This window comes from Streptomyces niveus, from assembly GCF_001723055.1.
Classification (GTDB): Bacteria; Actinomycetota; Actinomycetes; order Streptomycetales; family Streptomycetaceae; genus Streptomyces; species Streptomyces niveus.
This window is the reverse complement of sequence record NZ_MDCR01000115.1, coordinates 18,312-36,033: the sequence shown is the minus strand read 5'-3', so window position 1 is coordinate 36,033 and position 17,722 is coordinate 18,312. Positions and strand designations below refer to the sequence as shown.

Below are 17,722 nucleotides of genomic sequence, written 5' to 3'. Positions count from 1 at the left end.
CGTGGCGATCAGTCCTCCACGCGCCCTGCCGGTCTCGGCGACCAGGGAAGAACGTGCCCTGGTGCGGATGTGTGAGCGGCTGCTGTCCGTCGTGGAGGCCGCCGCCCATCTCGAACTGCCGGTCAGCCTGGTCAAGGTGCTGGCGTCCGATCTCGTCGACAGCGGCCATCTCTCCGCCCGCACGGGTGTGCCCAGGGCCGCCCTGCCCGACCCGCAACTCCTCCAGGAGGTACTGGATGGTCTCCGTCGGCTCCGCTGACCGCTACCTGCCCGACACGGTCCAGCAGGCCNNGTTCGGCGTCGGCAAGACCACGCTGGTCGGCTCGGTCAGCGAGATCGAACCGCTGCGCACCGAGGAGGTCATGACGCAGGCGAGCGTCGGCGTGGACGTCCTGGCCGGGATGAGTACGAAGACCACGACCACCGTCGCCATGGACTTCGGCCGGGTCACGCTCAACTCCCGCCTCGTGATGTATCTGTTCGGGACGCCCGGACAGCGCCGCTTCTGGGATCTGTGGGAGGGGCTGGCGGAGGGCGCGCTCGGCGTTCTCGTCATCGTGGACACCCGAAGACTGGAGGACAGCTTCGACGTCCTCGAACAACTGGAGCTGCGCGGACTGCCGTTCGCGGTCGCGGTGAACCACTTCCCCGACAGCGAGCGGTACAGCGAGGACGAACTGCGTGGCGCGCTCGACCTGTTGCCCGAGACACCGGTGATGATGTGCGACGCGCGTGACCGCACGTCGTCCGTCGACGCCCTGATCAGCCTCGTCGAGTACGTGTCGGCGGGCTCGGCACGTACCCCGGAGACCACCTCATGAGTTCCGCCCCGCGGCCCCCCTCCGCGTCCGAGCCCGCCGCGGACGAGCGCGGCGCGTCCGAGCCCGCGCCCCCGCCGCAGTGCCCGGCGCACCACGCCCACGGCGGCGGTACGGGGCTGCTCCCGCTCTCCGCGGCCGTCGGCGCGCCCGACCCCCGCGCCGTGTACCGCCAACTCCGCGCGGAGTGGGGCAACGTGGCGAGGGTCGAGCTCGAACCGGGCGTCCCCGCCTGGCTCGTGATGGGCTACCGCGAGCTGCTGACCATCACCCGCCAGGAGCAGATCTATTCCCGCGACGGCCGCAAGTGGCGCCATATGCACGACGGCGTCGTCGCCCCCGACTCGGGCCTGCTGCCGATGATGGGCTGGCGCGCCAGTGTCATCGGGTCCGACGGCCCCGAGCACCGGCGGCTGCGCAAGCCGCTCGACGACGGCATCGCCAAGATCGACCAGCGCAAGGTGCGCCGCCATGTCGAGCAGATCTGCACCGACCTGATCGCGAAGTTCTCCGAGCGCGGCAGCGCGGACCTGGTGAACGAGTACGCCACCATCGTGCCGATGCTGTCCCTCGCCTCGCTCTTCGGTCTGGACGCCATCGAGGGACGGGAGTTGCTGGACGCGCTGATCGCCCTGTTCGGCAGCGCGGACGACTCGCAGGCCGGCAACCGGCACTTCGAGCAGATCCTGCTCGACACGGTGCGCGAGCGGCAGCGCAACCCGACCGACGACATGACGACGGTCTTCATCAACCACCCGAATCTGCTCAACGAGGCCGAGCGCCTCCAGTCGATCGTGGTGATGATCTCAGCCGGCAACGAGACCGTGACCGCGTGGATCGCGCACACGCTGCGGCTGATGCTCACGGACCCCCGGTTCGCCGCCCGGCTGCACGGCGGCCGGCTCGGGGTCGACGACGCGCTCGACCAGGCGCTGTGGCGCGACCCGCCGATGAACAACATGCCGGCCCGGTACGCCCTGCACGACACCGAGCTGGGCGGCCGGTTCATCCAGCGCGGCGACTGCCTCATCCTCGGGCACGCCGCCGCCAACGACGACCCGGCGATCCGCCCCGACGAGGGCGACGAGGAGCCGGGCAACCGCGCGCACCTCGCCTTCTCGGCCGGACCGCACGTCTGCCCGGCGCAGGTACCGGCGCGGCTCATCACCCGTACCGCCGTGCACACCGCGCTGAACCTGCTGCCGGACATGAAGCTCGCCGTCCCCGCCGAGGAGGTGACCTGGCGCCCCTCACCCTGGACGCGGATCCCGGTCGCCCTCCCGGCGCAGTTCTCGGCGGCGCGGATCCCGATCCGTACCGGCCGGGGATAGTTCCGCCCACACCAGCCCGAGTTCTGGAGACGCGACATGACCTTGCCAGCGGCAGCTTCCTCCGAGGCCGGCGTACCGGTCGTCACCCTCGACCCGCACGGCGGCGACCATCACGGCGAAGCGGCCCGGCTCCGCGAGCTGGGTCCGGTGGTCCGTATCCAGCTGCCCGGAGACGTCATGGCGTGGTCGGTGACCGACCACGCCCTGCTGACCGAGATGATCGCCGACCCGCGCTTCAGCAAGGACTGGCGCAACTGGAACGCCATCCTGCGCGGCGAGATATCCGACGGCTGGCCGCTCGTCGGCATGGTCAAGGTCACCAACATGGTGACGGCGGACGGCCAGGAACACCGCAGGCTGCGGAAGCTGGTCACCCAGACCTTCACGCCCCGCCGGGTCCAGGAACTGCGCCCGCGTATCGAACGGATCGTCACCGAGTTGCTGGACGCGCTGCCCTCGCACGCGGACGCCGACGGCAGCGTCGACCTCCGCCGCCACTTCGCCCATCCGGTGCCGATGCGGGTGATCTGCGAACTGTTCGGCGTCCCCGAGCACGAGCAGCCCCGGCTCAAGGAGCTGATGGACAACATCTTCCGCTCCGACCTGGGACCGGCCGAGGTGATGGCCAGTCAGGTCGAGCAGTACCAGCTGCTCGCCCGGGTGGTCGACAACTGCCGTCGCGACCCCGGTCCCGACCTGACCAGCGCGCTCATCGCCGCCCGCGAGGAGGACCCCGACGCGCTCAGCGAGGAAGAACTGGTCGGCACGCTCCTGCTGATGCTCGCCGCCGGGCAGGAGACCACGCTCGGCCTGATCACCAACGCGGTACGCGCCCTGCTCACCCACCCCGAGCAGCGCGCCGTCGCCGAGCGGGGCGACGAGACGGTCTGGGCGAACGTCGTGGAGGAGACGCTGCGCTGGGACGCGCCGATCGGCAACTTCCCCTTCCGGTACCCCCTGGAGGATGTCGAGATCGCGGGCGTACGCATCCCCAAGGGCGAGGCGATCATGGCCCCGTACAGCGCAGTCGGCCGCGACAGGGCCCAACACGGCCAAACGGCGGACGAGTTCGACATCACCCGGGAACAGCGCAAGCACCTGGCCTTCAGCCACGGCCCGCACTTCTGCCTCGGCGCCCCGCTGGCCAGGCTGGAGGCGGCGCTGGCCATACCGGCGGTGTTCAAGAGGTATCCGGAGCTGACCCTGGCTGTCGACCCGGCCGAACTGATCCCCGTGCCCTCGCTGTTCTCCAACAGCTCCGCCACACTTCCGGTCCGGCTGGAAGCCTGACGGTGCCATGCTCGACACCATGACGTGGACAGAGTCCGGGCCGCGGCCGAGACGCTCAACCGCCCCTGACGCGGCGGGACTTCGCGACGATCTCGACCGACTGGGCATCGCCGCGCCGGTACCGAGGCGCATACATGTCGCCTTACGCACCCGACAGCGCTACCGGCGCGCCGCGTGGCGGTGGAGAGCCGCGTTCGCGCTCGCGGCCCTGCTGCTGGCCGACCCGGTCCTGTCCGGCTGGGGCGACTTCCTGACCGGCCTGGTCGGGGCGGAGGCACCGGGCCCCGTCGTCGCCGCGATCGGCTCGTGGGCGGACGTCCTGCCGTACGGACTGGCCAGACCGACGGTGATCCTCCTCGCCGTCCTGGCGTCGGCCACCGTGATCGCCCTCCTGCTCGGCACCGTCGTCGCGTTCCCGCTGCTGCTCCTGCCGCTGCCCGGCCCGTCGTGGGCGGGCGGTGGCCCCGTCGTGGTCGTACGCCGCTTCGCGCCCGTGTACGTGCTGGTGCGCGCCGTACGGGCGTGCGCCACCGCGCACGAGGCGGGCGGGCAGCGGCATGTCACGGAGCGGGCCCGCGTGGGGGTCCACCTCCGCGAGGTGACGAAGGCCCTCCAGAAAGCGCACGCGACCCGTGGCACCATCCCCTGGCGCTCGCGCCGCCGCCGCGACCTGAAGCGGCACGCCGGCCAGGTCATCGCCGTGCTGCGGGAGGCCGAGGCGCGTCTCGACAGCGAGCCGCACGCGGCCCTGACCGATCTCGCGCAGCTGCTGATGAAGATCGCCGACCGTTACGCGGAGGGCCGCGTCGGGGCCCTCCTGGACCAGGACCGGCTCGACGGCGTCACGCCGGTGCGCGACCGCGGAGTGTTCCGGCTGATCACCGCGACGGTGCTCACCGGGCTCGGTGTCGCCGCCATCGTCTTCCTCCAACTGCCGCCGATGGGGGAGCCGTTCGCGCTCGGCGCGGCGGGAATCGGCGCCCTGGCCTTGGTCCACGGCCGGGGCACCAGGACCGCGCTCGACCTCGCGGACGCGATCCGTCCGAAGAGGACCGAGCCCGGTCCGCGCCGCCGCTGACGCCGGATTCAGCCCGGCGCGGAACGCGATGGCCCGCCACCGTCGACGGGGCAGGAGTGGGAGCGGACCAGACGGAACCCACCCCACCCGAACCGAAGAGGCGGCCCCATGGCGACGACGGCGGCGTACGACGAGATCGCGGACTGGTACGAGCACCAATTCCTCGGCGCGACCGACACCGGGCACGCGGACCCGCTCGGCCTCGGCGACCTGATCACCGAACTGCTCGGCGAGGGCACCGGCACCTGCCTGGAGATCGGCTGCGGCACCGGCGTCCACGCGGCCCGCGTCCGGGAGCTGGGCCGCACACCCGTCGGCGTGGACCTCTCCGCCGGAATGCTGAGCCACGCGCGCGCCCGGCTGCCGGTGGCGCGTGCCGACGCCGAACGGCTGCCGTTCCGTGACGGATCACTCCCGGCGGTCCTCGCGGTGATGACGCACACCGACATGCCCGGCTACCCGGCGGTGCTACGCGAGGTGGCGCGGGTGCTGAGCCCCGGCGGGGTGTTCGTACACATCGGCGTCCACCCCTGCTTCTGCGGCGGCTTCGCCGACCGGAGCGACCCGGAGCGGATCGTCGTCCGGCCCGGCTATCTCGACGGCCACTGGACGACCGACTCCTGGACGGACCAGGGCCTGCGCGACAAGGTCGGCGCGACGCACCGGCCGCTGCCCGAACTGCTCCACGCCTTCCTGGACGCGGGTCTGACGCCGGAACGGTTCGCCGAGTCCGGCGGTGCGACGCCGCTGGTGCTGGCGGCGAGGGCCAGGTCCGGCGCCGGCACCGCACCGGGCACCGGCACCGCACCCGGCCGAAGGTAGTAATAAAGATCATCGTGCGTACCTGGTCGACCTGAGCACCGGCGCGCCCCACGAACGTGTGAAACAGCGGCTGATGCTCCCTTCTGAGTCAGTCCGCACAACCGGCATGCCATACATTGCGGGCGTAATCATCTTTGTTTGTCTGGGTTTGCCCTGCCGGCATGTGCGAGTTCGCGTCGGTGGTCGGTGACTGAACTGGAGTTGGTGTGGCAGCACAGCCCGGATTTGAGGTCGACGCCCCGCACGAGAGTGACGACGACGCGTACCAGAACGAGCTGCCGGTACGGCGCAAAGAGCCCGGCAATGTCGTCGTCAAGTGGCTGACCACCACCGACCACAAGACGATCGGCACGCTCTACCTCATCACCTCGTTCGCGTTCTTCGTACTCGGCGGAGTGATGGCGCTGGTCATGCGCGCCGAGCTGGCCCGCCCCGGCATTCAGATCGTGTCGCACGAGCAGTTCAACCAGGCGTTCACGATGCACGGCACGGTCATGCTGCTGATGTTCGCGACGCCGCTGTTCGCCGGATTCACCAACTGGATCATGCCGCTTCAGATCGGCGCGCCCGATGTGGCTTTCCCGCGGCTGAACATGTTCGCGTACTGGCTCTATCTGTTCGGCTCGATCATCGCGGTGTCCGGCTTCATCACCCCGCAGGGCGCGGCGGACTTCGGCTGGACCGCCTATTCGCCGCTGACGGACCCGGTCCGTTCACCGATTCTCGGCGCCGATCTGTGGATCATGGGTCTGGCCTTCTCCGGCTTCGGCACGATCCTCGGCTCGGTCAACTTCATCACCACCATCGTCTGCATGCGCGCACCCGGCATGACGATGTTCCGGATGCCGATCTTCTGCTGGAACGTGCTGCTGACGGCCGTACTGGTGCTGCTCGCCTTCCCCGTCCTGGCCGGTGCGTTGCTCGCGCTGGAGGCCGACCGGAAGTTCGGCGCGCACATCTTCGACGCCGCCAACGGCGGCGCGTTGCTGTGGCAACACCTGTTCTGGTTCTTCGGGCATCCGGAGGTGTACATCATCGCGCTGCCGTTCTTCGGCATCGTCACCGAGATCTTCCCGGTGTTCAGCCGTAAACCGGTCTTCGGCTACATCGGTCTGGTCGGTGCGACGATCGCCATCGCCGGTCTCTCGGTGACGGTGTGGGCGCACCACATGTTCGTCACCGGCGCCGTGCTGTTGCCGTTCTTCTCCTTCATGACATTCCTGATCGCGGTGCCGACCGGTGTGAAGTTCTTCAACTGGATCGGCACGATGTGGAAAGGCTCGTTGTCCTTCGAGACACCGATGCTCTGGTCGATCGGTTTTCTCGTGACGTTCCTCTTCGGTGGTCTGACGGGCGTCATCCTGGCGTCGCCGCCGATGGACTTCCATGTCTCGGATTCGTACTTCGTCGTCGCGCACTTCCACTACGTCGTCTTCGGCACGGTGGTGTTCGCGATGTTCGCCGGATTCCATTTCTGGTGGCCGAAGATGACGGGCAAGATGCTGGACGAACGGCTCGGGAAGATGACGTTCTGGACGCTGTTCATCGGCTTCCACGGCACGTTCCTGGTGCAGCACTGGCTGGGTGCGGAAGGAATGCCGCGGCGTTACGCGGACTACCTCGCCGCCGACGGATTCACCACCCTGAACACCATCTCCACGATCAGCTCGTTCCTGCTGGGCATGTCGCTGCTGCCGTTCTTCTACAACGTCTGGAAGACCGCGAAGTACGGGAAGAAGGTCCAGGAGGACGACCCCTGGGGCTACGGCCGCTCGCTGGAATGGGCGACCTCGTGCCCGCCGCCCCGGCACAACTTCCTCACGCTGCCCCGTATCCGCTCCGAATCCCCGGCGTTCGACCTGCACCACCCGGAGGTCATGGCGCTCGAAGACGGGCACAACGGAGGCCGTCGGGATGTCGTGGAGCCCGGAAAGGGCGTCGCCGCTCCGCTGGGGGACGACGAGGGCCGGTCGTGATCGGCGAGCCCGCACCGTCGCCGGGGGAGGCCTCGGCGGGCATCCAGCAGTTGGAGGGTTATCTGCTGGCGCAGAGCCGGGTGCGCGAAGCCCGTACGCACGCCCTGGTCTTCGCCGACCGCCTGCCGTGGCTGACGACCGCCCAGCACGAGGAGGTCGTCAGCCTCTACACCCAGGACCACATCGCCATGTCCCGCCGGGCGCTGGAGTCGGTGGTGGCGCGTGCCGCCGAACTGCGGGAGGAGTACACGGCGCGCTACGAGCTGCTGAGGCGGCGCCTGGTGTGCGCGAGCCTCACCGCGCTGATGACCGCCTGCTGTGTGGTCCTGTGGCACGTCCCACGCTGACGCCGCCACGCTGACCTCGCCCACGCCGAGGACGGCTTGAGGGCGCGTGTTCAGTGCAGCGAGTGGACGACGGCGTGGCCCTTGCCGCGGCCGATCATCCACTTGTTGACCGGAGTGGTGATCAGGAACGCGACGGCGAATCCGCCGAGGAGCGCGTACCAGAACAGCCCGTCCGACAGATGCGCGTCCATCGCTCCGGGAGTGAGCGCGATGATGCTGTTGTCGACGATCTCCATGACGGCGATGGACACGGTGTCGGCGGCCAGCGCGATCTTGATCGCGGACCTCCAGTCGAGGCCGGCCCTGCGGACCGCGAAGAGCGTGAACGAGTAGCCGAAGACGAACGCCAGGGAGATCGCCAGCACCATGGTCGGCACATTGCCCCAGAGCAGGGCGGTGCCGATGACCATGCCGAGGATCTCGCCGATGGCGCACCCGGTCAGACAGTGCAGCGTCGCCTTGGTCGCCATGCCCCAGGACGCCCCGCCGGCGCCGCCCGCCAGGTGTCCCGCGTGGTCGGTGTGCTCGCTGTGATCCATGGGTCTCGCCCCTCTTTCCGATTGCGTGGGAGCCCCCGTAGCGGCCCGACAGAAAGAGAATATACCCCCTGGGGGTATATGGAAAGGGGAGAGGATCACCGACCCGACGCCGGTGACGGCGACAGGCCGGTGAACCTCCTGGGATCAGAGCCGGTCGAGGAGCGTGTTCAACTGCTCGACCTCGGCCGTCTGGGCCTTGATCACGTCGGCGGCGAGCTTCTTGACCTTGCCGCTCTCACCGTTCTTCCGCTGGTCGCGGGCCATCGCGATCGCCCCGTCGTGATGCCTGATCATCAACTCCGCGAACTTCCTGTCGAAGTCGACGCCCTTGGCGGCGGTCAGATCCGCCAGGTCCTGGTCGGACATCATCCCGTCCGCACCGCCGGAGCCGCCGGAGCCGCCGGGGCTGTCCTCCGCGCCGTGCGAGCCGCCCGAGCCGTGGTCCATGCCGGTCTTGGAGCCGTCGGCCGACTCCGGCTCGCCCCACGCCTTGAGCCAGGAGCGCATCGTCGTGATCTCCGGATCCTGCGCCTTCTCGATCTCCGCGGCCAGGGTCTTGATCTCCGCGCCGGACGCGCGGCCGTCGGCCAGCGCCGACATCTCGACGGCCTGTTCGTGGTGCGGGATCATCCCCTGGGCGAAGGCGACGTCCGCGTCGTTGAACGCGCCCGCGGCGGGCTTGTCCCCGCCGTGGTCCCCGCTGTGCTCCTCGCCGCCGCACGCGGTGAGCAGGAGGGCGGAGGCGGTGATCGCGCCCGCGACGGCCAGTCGGCGCCGGTGACCGGCGCGCTTGATGGAACTCATGTCGGTACAACCTTGTGGTCGGTCCTGCGGATGTGTGGATACGCGGCTTCGTGCCCCTGAGGGCGGCGCGGCCTATATCCGCAGGACCGACAGCAGTGTCAACTCGGGTGTACGGGGCGGGGGGTTGGGCCGCGGCGCGACCCGGAGACCGGCGAGCGGATCCGTGAACACGTCGGCCCGCCGCGCGAACGCCGCCAGCAGCAGCGCGGCGAGCGCCCAGGTGCTGAGCACCGCCAGGCACAGCGAGGCCATGTCCATGCTCATGCCGTCCATGCCCATGACGGGCTCGTCCGCCGCGGACGGATGCGGTGGCGCCGGTTCCGGTGGCGGTGCCGGTTCGCCGGAGGCGTGGACCATCGCCCCCGCGCCCGACTCGGAGGCGCCCGGCTCGTCCGGATGCCCGACCGTGTGCATGGCGAACACACCGAGCGCGAGCACGACGATCAGCAGGAGCCGCCCCAGGGCGCTCCCCACCCGTCCGTACCCGCGCGCGTTCATCGTGCCGGCCGCCCGGTCACAGCCGTACGCCCCACATGAACGGCATGCCGCTGCGCGCGATCGACTCGTAGCGCACACTGGCCCCCGGCTTCGGGGAGTGGAGTATCTGCCCGTTGCCGGCGTAGAAGCCGACATGGCTCAGGTCTGTGCGCATGAGGATGAGATCGCCCGGCCGCAGGTCGTCGAGCGAGTTGATCCGCGTACCGACGTTGGCCTGCTGCTGCGACGTACGGGGTATCGAGACGCCCGCCTGCTGGAAGGCCCACGAGGTGAGCCCGGAGCAGTCGAAGGAGTTGGGGCCGGACGCGCCCCACACGTACGGCATGCCCACCCGGCTCTTGGCGGCGGCGAACGCGGCGGCGCCGCGCGAGGAGGCGCTGGTCTCGTTCCCCAGGTCGGCCCGCTGGCTGTTGCGGTCCGCGCGCTGCTCCTCCTCGGCCATCTTCGAACGCTCCTCGGCCGAGAGCGTGTTGAGGAGCCGCTGGGCCTCGGCGAGTTTGCCCTGGATGAGCCGCTTCTTCGCGGCCAGTTCCGCGCGGACGTCCGCCAGGTCCTCGAGCTTCTCGGTGGCCTGGCGGCGCTGCTGGTCCAGGGCGCGCTGTTTGACCTGGGCCTGCTGCAACAGGTTGACCTGCCGGCTGCTCACCCGCTCCAGGTTCGAGGCCTTGTCCAGATAGTCGTCCGGCTCGGCGGACAGCAGCAGTTGGAGGGAGGGGTCCAGGCCGCCGCCCCGGTACTGCGCGCTTGCCACCGAACCCAGGCTGTTCCGGAGCGAGTTCAGCTCCTCCTGGCCGCGCGCGACACCGTCCTGGAGGTTGTCGGCCTGCTTCCGCAGCGTCTTCTGCTTCTCGTTCGCCCCGTTGTACGTCTCGGTCGCCTGCGTAGCTTGTTCGTAGAGCCGGTCGACCTGCGCCCTGACACCCTTCTTCGTGGGGTCGGGCAGCGGATCGGCCTGGGCCGTCTGCGAGGAGAGTGCCAACGCGGCAGCCGTTGCGGCGAACACGGTGGGATACGCACGTTTCGGCTGCTGAGGACGACGGTGGGACGCCACGGGGTGAACTCCTTCTGCTTCCTCCGCCCGCCGTCTCGGTTCGGCGGCCGACCGCCGCGAAGGGCGAAGCCAGAGCGTAACTGCTAAGCAGTTTAGTGACAACGTGAGAGGGCAACGGCGGCATAGGATGGGCGGTCACCGACGACGGAGGGAGCGCGGCGTGCGTCAACTGGGGGAGCTGGAGGCGGAGATCATGAACCGCCTGTGGTCCTGGGGACGGCCCGCGACCGCGCGCGACGTGCTCACGGACATCAACACACGGCGGCCCGTCGCCTACAGCACCGTCAAGACCGTGGCCGACATCCTGTACCGCAAAGGCATGCTCCGGCGCGAGAAGGAGGGGCGGGCCTGGCTGTACGAGCCGACCTGCACCCGGCAGCAGTACACCGCCGCCCTCATGCAGGAAGCCCTCGGCGGCAACCCGGACCCGGCCGGCGCCCTCCTCAGCTTCGTGGAGCGGATCTCACCGGGCGAGGCCGACGCGCTGCGCGAAGCCCTGCGGGTGGCGAAGCGGCGCGGAGGCGCGCCGTGACCAGGGCCGCCGTGCTCGCCGGGTACGCCCTGCTGATGGGCACCCTGGCCCCGTACCTCCTGGCGCGGGCGAGTTGGCCGCACCGCGCCCCGACGGCCGCGATCACCGCCTGGCTCGGACTGGCCGCGACCTTCGTGGTCTCGGGCGCGCTCGCCCTGTCCCATCTGCTGCTCGCCGAGCCGCATGTGCACGACGGTCTCGTCGGACTGCTCACCGCCTGCGGCCTGATGACCGGCGACCCGGTACGCGCCGCGTCGCCGACGCCCGCCGACCTCGCGGCCGTCCTGCTCCCGGCGGCCGTCGTGCTGCTCCCGGCCCTCGTCCTCGTACGGATCTCCTGGCGCACCCGCCGGGCCCGCCGCCGCCAACGCGACATGCTCGCCCTCGTCGGCAGCCCCGCGCCCCGGTACGGCGCCACGGTCGTGGAGCACGAGGTGCCGGCCGTCTACTGCCTGCCGGGCCGCGCCCCGCGCGTCGTCGTCACCAGCGCCGCGCTGCGGGTCCTCTCGGACGAGCAGCTGCGCGCCGTCCTGGCGCACGAGCACGCCCATATCGCCGGGCGCCACCATCTCGTACGCGCCGCCGTGGAAGCCTTCGCGCGCGCCTTTCCCGGCCTGCCGCTCGCCCGGCTGGCCCGTGAACAGACGGCGCTGCTGCTGGAGATGGCGGCCGACGACCGGGCCCTGCGCGGCCATCCACGCGAGGCGCTCGCCGCCGCGATGTACGAGGTCGCGGCCGGCCAGACACCCCAGGCGGCGATGGGAGCGGGCGGCTCCGGCTCCCTCGTCCGGATACGCCGGGTCCTCGACCCGTACCCGAAGCCCGGCCGCGCGACGGGACTCGCCGTCGTCCTGACCTCGGCCGCCGCACCCGTGCTGCCACTGTTGATCGCCTGCGGGCCGGGGGTCTGAAGGCCCGGCGACGAGAAGCAGCCGGCGCCCCTGCCGTGAGGCTGGTTCTCAGCACTCGATGATGTTCACCGCGAGCCCGCCCCGCGCGGTCTCCTTGTACTTGACCGACATGTCGGCGCCGGTCTCCTTCATCGTCTTGATGACCTTGTCCAGGGACACCTTGTGGCTGCCGTCGCCCCGCAGCGCCATCTTCGCCGCCGTCACCGCCTTGACCGCCGCCATGCCGTTGCGCTCGATGCACGGGATCTGTACGAGGCCGCCGACCGGGTCGCAGGTCAGACCGAGGTTGTGCTCCATGCCGATCTCGGCGGCGTTCTCGACCTGTTCGGGGCTGCCGCCCAGGACCTCCGCGAGGGCGCCCGCCGCCATCGAGCAGGCCGAGCCGACCTCGCCCTGGCAGCCGACCTCGGCGCCCGAGATCGACGCGTTCTCCTTGAAGAGCATGCCGATCGCGCCGGCGGCGAGCAGGAAGCGGACGACGTCGTCGTCCTTCTCGGCGTCCGTGTGACCGGCCGCGGCGAAGTTCAGGTAGTAGTGCAGAACGGCCGGGATGATGCCCGCCGCGCCGTTGGTGGGGGCGGTGACGACACGGCCGCCCGCCGCGTTCTCCTCGTTGACCGCCATCGCGTAGAGGGTGATCCACTCCATCGCGTGGGCCGCCGGGTCGCCCTCGGCGCGCAGCTGCCGGGCCGAATTCGCCGCGCGGCGGCGGACCTTGAGGCCGCCGGGCAGGTGCCCCTCGCGCGTCATGCCGCGCGACACGCACGCCCGCATGGCCCCCCAGATCTCCAGCAGGCCGTCGCGGATCTCTGTCTCCGTACGCCACGCCTTCTCGTTCTCCAGCATCAGCGCGGAGATCGAGAGCCCGGTCTCGCGGGCGAGGCGCAGCAGTTCGTCGCCGCTGCGGAACCGGTACGTCAGCACCGTGTCGTCCAGCTTGATGCGGTCCTCGCCCACCGCGTCCTCGTCCACGACGAAGCCGCCGCCGACCGAGTAGTACGTCTTCTCCAGGAGGATGCCGCCCTCGGAGTCGTACGCGGAGACCGTCATGCCGTTCGCGTGGTACGGCAGCGCCTTGCGCCGGTGCAGGATCAGGTCCGCGTCGAAGTCGAAGCCGATCTCGTGCATCCCGAGGAGGCTGATGCGGCCCTCCGTACGGATGGCGTCCACCCGGGCGTCGGCGGACTCGATGTCGACGGTACGGGGGGACTCGCCCGCCAGGCCCAGCAGCACCGCCTTGGGGGTGCCGTGGCCGTGGCCGGTGGCGCCGAGCGAGCCGAAGAGCTCGGCCCGTACGGACGCGGTGTGGGCGAGCAGTCCCTCGTTCTTCAGCCGCCGCGCGAAGAGGCCCGCCGCGCGCATGGGGCCGACGGTGTGGGAGCTGGACGGGCCGATACCGATCGAGAACAGGTCGAAGACCGAGATGGCCACGGTGGGACTCCTTGCTGGTGGTGGTGCCGCGATCGGCAATGCTTTGCCGACGGGGCAAAGCATGTCGGGAGGGGCACCCGACGCCGTTGTCTGCCGGGGTGGTGCAGAGAACCGTACGTACAGGTGGTGCGGGGCGGGGCACCGTGTGCGCCGGTCGGGCGTACACGGTGCCCCTGGACCCGGTGTGACTACAGGCCGGGGTACAGCGGGTGCTTCGCCGCCAGGGCGGTCACGCGGGCCGCCAGGGCGTCGCGGTCGAACTCGGGCTTCAGCGCCGCCGCGATCACGTCGGCGACCTCGGTGAAGTCCTCGGCCGTGAAGCCGCGGGTGGCCAGCGCCGGGGTGCCGATCCGCAGGCCGGAGGTGACCATCGGCGGGCGCGGGTCGTTCGGGACGGCGTTGCGGTTGACCGTGATGCCGATCTCGTGCAGCCGGTCCTCGGCCTGCTGGCCGTCCAGCTCCGAGTTCCGCAGGTCGACCAGGACCAGGTGCACGTCCGTACCGCCCGACAGGACCGAGACGCCGACCTCGGTGACGTCGTCCTGGACCAGGCGCTCGGCGAGGATACGGGCACCGTCCAGCGTGAGCTGCTGGCGCGCCTTGAACTCGTCGGTCGCCGCGACCTTGAAGGACACCGCCTTCGCCGCGACGACGTGCTCCAGCGGACCGCCCTGCTGCCCGGGGAAGACGGCCGAGTTGATCTTCTTGGCCAGCTCCTTGGTGGACAGGATCACGCCGCCGCGGGGGCCGCCCAGGGTCTTGTGCGTGGTCGTGGTGACGACGTGCGCGTGCGGCACCGGGTTGGGGTGCAGGCCCGCGGCGACCAGACCGGCGAAGTGCGCCATGTCGACCATCAGGTACGCGTCGACCTCGTCCGCGATCCGCCGGAACGCGGCGAAGTCGAGCTGACGTGGGTACGCGGACCAGCCGGCCACGATCAGCTTCGGGCGGGACTCCTTGGCGAGGCGCTCGACCTCGGCCATGTCGACCTGACCGGTCTCCTCGTCGACGTGGTAGGCGACCACGTTGTAGAGCTTGCCGGAGAAGTTGATCTTCATGCCGTGGGTCAGGTGGCCACCGTGGGCCAGATTCAGACCCATGATCGTGTCGCCGGGCTTCAGCAGCGCGAACATCGCCGCCGCGTTGGCCTGCGCGCCGGAGTGCGGCTGCACGTTCGCGTGCTCGGCGCCGAAGAGCGCCTTCACCCGGTCGATCGCGATGTTTTCGATGACGTCGACGTGCTCACAGCCGCCGTAGTAGCGGCGGCCCGGGTAGCCCTCGGCGTACTTGTTGGTCAGGACGGAGCCCTGCGCCTCCATGACGGCGACCGGGGCGAAGTTCTCCGACGCGATCATTTCGAGCGTCGACTGCTGGCGGTGGAGCTCGGCGTCGACGGCGGCGGCGACGTCGGGGTCGAGCTCATGGAGGGAGGAGTTGAGGAGCGACTTCGAAGACATCACAGTCCCTGGGGTCTCAGTTGCCGGAGAATTCGGTGTACTCGTCGGCGGAGAGCAGGTCCTTCGGCTCCTCCGCGACGCGCACCTTGAACAGCCAGCCGCCCTCGAAGGGCGCGGAGTTCACCAGCGAGGGGTCGTCCACGACGTCCTGGTTCGCCTCGGTGACCTCACCCGTCACGGGGGAGTACAGGTCGCTGACCGACTTGGTCGACTCCAGCTCGCCGCAGGTCTCGCCCGCGGTCACCGTGTCACCGACCGCGGGGAGCTGGGCGTACACGACGTCGCCGAGGGCGTTCGCCGCGAACTCCGTGATGCCGACCGTCGACACGCCGTCATCGGCGCTCGACAGCCACTCGTGCTCCTTGCTGTAGCGCAGCTGCTGGGGGTTGCTCATGTCGTGAATTCTCCTGTACGCGGGGGAGTGGTGAGGAACATGTGTCTTGCGGAGTGAGATGCGGGCGCGGTACGCCGCGCCCGGCGGGGGCTACTTCCGGCGCTTGTAGAAGGGCAGCGCGACGACCTCGTACGGCTCGATGGAGCCCCGGATGTCGACCCCGACGCCCGCCGTGCCCGCCGCGGCGTGCGACGCGTCCACGTAGGCCATCGCGATCGGCCTGCCCAGCGTCGGCGACGGGGCGCCCGATGTGACGTGGCCCACCACCGCGCCGTCCGCCACCACCGGGTATCCGGCGCGCGGCACCCGGCGGCCTTCGGCGACGAGCCCGACCAGCTTGCGCGGCGGCGCGCTCTCCGCGCGCTCGGCGGCGGCCTCCAGCGCCGTGCGGCCCACGAAGTAGCCCTCCTTCTCGAACTTGACGACCCGGCCCAGGCCCGCGTCGAAGGGCGTGAGACCGGTGGTCAGCTCCTGCCCGTACAGCGGCATCCCGGCCTCCATCCGCAGGGTGTCGCGGCACGACAGCCCGGCCGGTACGAGGCCGGCGGGCGCGCCGGCGGCCATCAGCGCCTGCCACAGCCCTTCCGCGTGCCGGGGCTCCACGAACAGCTCGAAGCCGTCCTCACCCGTGTAGCCGGTACGGGCGATCAGCGCGGGCACACCGGCGACGGTGCCGGGCAGCCCCGCGTAGTACTTGAGCCCGGCCAGATCGGCGTCGGTCAGCCCGGCGAGGATGCCGGGCGACTGTGGGCCCTGGACGGCGAGCAGCGCGTACGCGTCGCGGTCGTCCCGCACCTCGACGTCGAAGTCCGCGGCGCGGCCGGTCAGCTCGTCGAGCACCACCTGCGCGTTGGAGGCGTTCGCGACGACCATGAACTCGGGGGCGCCGTGCGTGTCGAGCCGGTACACGATCAGGTCGTCCAGGATGCCGCCGTCCTCCTGGCAGATCATGGTGTAGCGGGCGCGGCCCACGGCGAGGGTGCCGATGTTGCCGACCAGCGCGTAGTCCAGTGCCTCGGCCGCCTGCGTGCCGGTGACCGTGATCTCGCCCATGTGGGAGAGGTCGAAGAGCCCGGCCTTCGTACGGACGGCGAGGTGCTCCTCACGCTCACTCGCGTAGCGCAGCGGCATGTCCCAGCCGGCGAAGTCGGTCATCGTGGCGCCCAGCGAGCGGTGCACGGCGTCCAGGGCGGTGAGGCGCGGGGCGTCGGGACCGGCCGCTTCGGGGGCGGGGGTGTGAGACGTACTGCTCATAGGTGTGGCTCCCAGGGCATGACAGAGAGGACGATCCTCCCCATCTGTCATCGGAACCTGAGAGGTTCATCACGACGTGTACGTACACGTACGCATACGGAGGTCGTGACTTGCACCTTGGGTGGAAGCGCCTGACGGCGATTCGCTTTTCAGATCTGCCTCGTCCGCGCGGTACTGGGCCTGAGAGATTCAAGGGAGGAACTTGCTCCTTCGGCGCCCGGCACCAACGGTGACCGGGACTCTCCCGCGCGGATTCGAACGGCCGGTATGGAGTTGGCGCGCACATCATCGCACGCGTGGGCTTCGGCCGACAGGGCGGTGATCAGCAAAAGGCTTGGTGCCGTATTACCAGTTCTTTACACTTGGTGGGCAAGGGTCATCGGCCATGGCGATGGACCCGACAGGGGGAGAGCGATGACGTTGCAGCGGTCCCGTGCAGGTGCGTACGCGACGACCGCGGGGGTGCCCGCCCAGCCGGCCGCGGTCCCCCGCAAGGCCTTGGCGGCGGTGCCGCCGGTCGTCCGCGACCTGCGGGAACGGGGGCGGCGGGGGCCCCGGTGCCTGACGTTCGGCGACGGTGACGTGGTCGTGGTCTCGGGCCTGCCCGGCAGCGGGAAGTCCACGCTGATCGGCCGGGCCGCCGCCGGCCGGGGAATCGACTCGCAGGACACCCGCGACCGCTGGGCCCGCCGGCTGCCCGGGCGGCTGCCGTACGCGGTCTACCGCCCGCTGGTGCGCCTCGCGCACTACGCGGGGCTGCGGCGGGCGCTGCGCTCCGGCGAGAGCGTCGTGGTGCACGACTGCGGCACCCAGGCGTGGGTCCGCCGCTGGCTGGCCCGCGAGGCCCGCCGCCGGGGCGCCCGGCTCCATCTGATCCTGCTCGACGTGACCCCGAGGACGGCCCGCGCGGGCCAGCGCGAGCGGGGCCGCGGGGTGTCCGGCTACGCCTTCGCCCGCCACCGCCGCGCGGTCTCCCGCCTGGTCACCTCGGCGGAATCCGGCCACCTGCCACCGGGCTGCGCGTCCGCGGTCCTCCTGGACCGCGCGGCGGCGGGCCTGCTGGAGCGGATCGACTTCCGAGCGGCGTGAGGCGGCGGGGGGCGCGCCGGTACGCGCGTGACGACCCGCCTGGTCGTGGGGCGGGCCGGTGGACCGTGGGCGCCCCCCTTCACCCCCCTGGGCGCTAGGG

General features: G+C 70.6%; 19 protein-coding genes and 1 riboswitch. Of the genes, 11 read left to right on the top strand and 8 right to left on the bottom strand.

The features are described 5' to 3' along the window. Position 1 precedes the first annotated feature (1 nt). The 8 genes from BHU15_RS15425 to BHU15_RS15390 all read left to right on the top strand — a co-directional run bounded on the left by BHU15_RS15425 (position 2) and on the right by BHU15_RS15390 (position 7,662). Complete coding sequence (locus BHU15_RS15425; protein ID WP_079128160.1) at positions 2-259, top strand: DUF742 domain-containing protein; 258 nt, start codon at positions 2-4, stop codon at positions 257-259. 33 nt (positions 260-292) lie between these two features. Next, the coding region (locus tag BHU15_RS15420) for a GTP-binding protein (RefSeq protein WP_255293117.1) at positions 293-821 on the top strand (529 nt) is incomplete at its 5' end. Next, positions 818-2,149, top strand: a complete 1,332-nt coding sequence (locus BHU15_RS15415; RefSeq protein WP_255293116.1) for a cytochrome P450 — start codon at positions 818-820, stop codon at positions 2,147-2,149. The genes BHU15_RS15420 and BHU15_RS15415, both read left to right, overlap by 4 nt. 36 nt (positions 2,150-2,185) lie before the next feature. After that, positions 2,186-3,439: a cytochrome P450 family protein gene (locus tag BHU15_RS15410; protein ID WP_069627713.1), complete on the top strand. Its 1,254-nt coding sequence runs from the start codon at positions 2,186-2,188 to the stop codon at positions 3,437-3,439. A 19-nt stretch (positions 3,440-3,458) separates the two neighbouring features. After that, positions 3,459-4,517, top strand: coding sequence for a hypothetical protein (locus BHU15_RS38270; protein WP_135071330.1), 1,059 nt, complete (start codon positions 3,459-3,461; stop codon positions 4,515-4,517). Between the two features lie 108 nt (positions 4,518-4,625). After that, complete coding sequence (locus BHU15_RS15400; RefSeq protein WP_069627712.1) at positions 4,626-5,339, top strand: class I SAM-dependent methyltransferase; 714 nt, start codon at positions 4,626-4,628, stop codon at positions 5,337-5,339. A 206-nt stretch (positions 5,340-5,545) separates the two neighbouring features. After that, positions 5,546-7,315 carry an aa3-type cytochrome oxidase subunit I gene (gene ctaD / locus BHU15_RS15395; RefSeq protein ID WP_069627711.1) on the top strand — a complete coding sequence of 590 codons (1,770 nt, stop codon included), beginning with the start codon at positions 5,546-5,548 and terminating at the stop codon, positions 7,313-7,315. After that, positions 7,312-7,662, top strand: coding sequence for a hypothetical protein (locus BHU15_RS15390; RefSeq protein WP_079128158.1), 351 nt, complete (start codon positions 7,312-7,314; stop codon positions 7,660-7,662). The genes ctaD and BHU15_RS15390 overlap by 4 nt, the downstream gene beginning before the upstream one ends. 50 nt (positions 7,663-7,712) lie before the next feature. Here the strand turns inward: BHU15_RS15390 and BHU15_RS15385 are convergent, their stop codons facing one another. From BHU15_RS15385 to BHU15_RS15370, 4 genes are all read right to left on the bottom strand, one after another. Then, on the bottom strand, positions 7,713-8,201 hold the full coding sequence (locus BHU15_RS15385) for a DUF4396 domain-containing protein (RefSeq protein ID WP_069627710.1): 489 nt from the start codon (positions 8,199-8,201) through the stop codon (positions 7,713-7,715). 144 nt (positions 8,202-8,345) lie between these two features. Continuing rightward, entirely contained in the window at positions 8,346-9,005 is a 660-nt protein-coding gene (locus tag BHU15_RS15380; RefSeq protein ID WP_069627709.1) for a DUF305 domain-containing protein, read from the bottom strand. Between the two features lie 72 nt (positions 9,006-9,077). Beyond that, positions 9,078-9,503 carry a DUF6153 family protein gene (locus tag BHU15_RS15375; RefSeq protein WP_069627708.1) on the bottom strand — a complete coding sequence of 142 codons (426 nt, stop codon included), beginning with the start codon at positions 9,501-9,503 and terminating at the stop codon, positions 9,078-9,080. Positions 9,504-9,519: 16 nt separating this feature from the next. After that, complete coding sequence (locus BHU15_RS15370) at positions 9,520-10,554, bottom strand: C40 family peptidase (protein ID WP_069627707.1); 1,035 nt, start codon at positions 10,552-10,554, stop codon at positions 9,520-9,522. 160 nt (positions 10,555-10,714) lie between these two features. On the opposite strand from BHU15_RS15370, the gene BHU15_RS15365 reads away from it, so the two are divergent. Together BHU15_RS15365 and BHU15_RS15360 are read left to right on the top strand one after the other, a co-directional pair. Further along, positions 10,715-11,086: a BlaI/MecI/CopY family transcriptional regulator gene (locus BHU15_RS15365; protein ID WP_023538513.1), complete on the top strand. Its 372-nt coding sequence runs from the start codon at positions 10,715-10,717 to the stop codon at positions 11,084-11,086. Next, complete coding sequence (locus BHU15_RS15360) at positions 11,083-11,997, top strand: M56 family metallopeptidase (RefSeq protein ID WP_376206826.1); 915 nt, start codon at positions 11,083-11,085, stop codon at positions 11,995-11,997. Before BHU15_RS15365 ends, BHU15_RS15360 begins: the two co-directional genes overlap by 4 nt. Positions 11,998-12,045: 48 nt before the next feature. On the opposite strand, the gene BHU15_RS15355 is transcribed toward BHU15_RS15360, so the two are convergent. The 4 genes from BHU15_RS15355 to gcvT form a co-directional block, all read right to left on the bottom strand. Next, positions 12,046-13,428, bottom strand: a complete 1,383-nt coding sequence (locus BHU15_RS15355) for an L-serine ammonia-lyase (protein ID WP_069627706.1) — start codon at positions 13,426-13,428, stop codon at positions 12,046-12,048. Between the two features lie 188 nt (positions 13,429-13,616). Then, complete coding sequence (gene glyA, locus BHU15_RS15350) at positions 13,617-14,885, bottom strand: serine hydroxymethyltransferase (RefSeq protein WP_069627705.1); 1,269 nt, start codon at positions 14,883-14,885, stop codon at positions 13,617-13,619. 16 nt (positions 14,886-14,901) lie between these two features. Next, entirely contained in the window at positions 14,902-15,279 is a 378-nt protein-coding gene (gene gcvH / locus BHU15_RS15345) for a glycine cleavage system protein GcvH (protein WP_069627704.1), read from the bottom strand. A gap of 90 nt (positions 15,280-15,369) precedes the next feature. Then, on the bottom strand, positions 15,370-16,533 hold the full coding sequence (gene gcvT, locus BHU15_RS15340; protein ID WP_069627703.1) for a glycine cleavage system aminomethyltransferase GcvT: 1,164 nt from the start codon (positions 16,531-16,533) through the stop codon (positions 15,370-15,372). 159 nt (positions 16,534-16,692) lie between these two features. Then, positions 16,693-16,790, bottom strand: a riboswitch (glycine riboswitch). A 157-nt stretch (positions 16,791-16,947) separates the two neighbouring features. Between gcvT and BHU15_RS15335 the strand changes: the two genes are divergently transcribed. Beyond that, the gene (locus tag BHU15_RS15335; protein ID WP_069627702.1) at positions 16,948-17,622 is read left to right on the top strand and encodes an AAA family ATPase; all 675 of its coding nucleotides are present in this window, start codon (positions 16,948-16,950) and stop codon (positions 17,620-17,622) included. Positions 17,623-17,722 lie beyond the last annotated feature (100 nt).

Bases quoted from the DNA above. Each gene is read 5' to 3' on its own strand.
- BHU15_RS15410 (WP_069627713.1), top strand. From the start codon at position 2,186: ATGACCTTGCCAGCGGCAGCTTCCTCCGAGGCCGGCGTACCGGTCGTC.
- gcvT (WP_069627703.1), bottom strand. From the start codon at position 16,533: ATGAGCAGTACGTCTCACACCCCCGCCCCCGAAGCGGCCGGTCCCGAC.
- gcvH (WP_069627704.1), bottom strand. From the start codon at position 15,279: ATGAGCAACCCCCAGCAGCTGCGCTACAGCAAGGAGCACGAGTGGCTG.
- glyA (WP_069627705.1), bottom strand. From the start codon at position 14,885: ATGTCTTCGAAGTCGCTCCTCAACTCCTCCCTCCATGAGCTCGACCCC.
- BHU15_RS15400 (WP_069627712.1), top strand. From the start codon at position 4,626: ATGGCGACGACGGCGGCGTACGACGAGATCGCGGACTGGTACGAGCAC.
- BHU15_RS15385 (WP_069627710.1), bottom strand. From the start codon at position 8,201: ATGGATCACAGCGAGCACACCGACCACGCGGGACACCTGGCGGGCGGC.
- BHU15_RS15415 (WP_255293116.1), top strand. From the start codon at position 818: ATGAGTTCCGCCCCGCGGCCCCCCTCCGCGTCCGAGCCCGCCGCGGAC.
- BHU15_RS38270 (WP_135071330.1), top strand. From the start codon at position 3,459: ATGACGTGGACAGAGTCCGGGCCGCGGCCGAGACGCTCAACCGCCCCT.
- BHU15_RS15335 (WP_069627702.1), top strand. From the start codon at position 16,948: ATGACGTTGCAGCGGTCCCGTGCAGGTGCGTACGCGACGACCGCGGGG.
- BHU15_RS15375 (WP_069627708.1), bottom strand. From the start codon at position 9,503: ATGAACGCGCGCGGGTACGGACGGGTGGGGAGCGCCCTGGGGCGGCTC.
- BHU15_RS15380 (WP_069627709.1), bottom strand. From the start codon at position 9,005: ATGAGTTCCATCAAGCGCGCCGGTCACCGGCGCCGACTGGCCGTCGCG.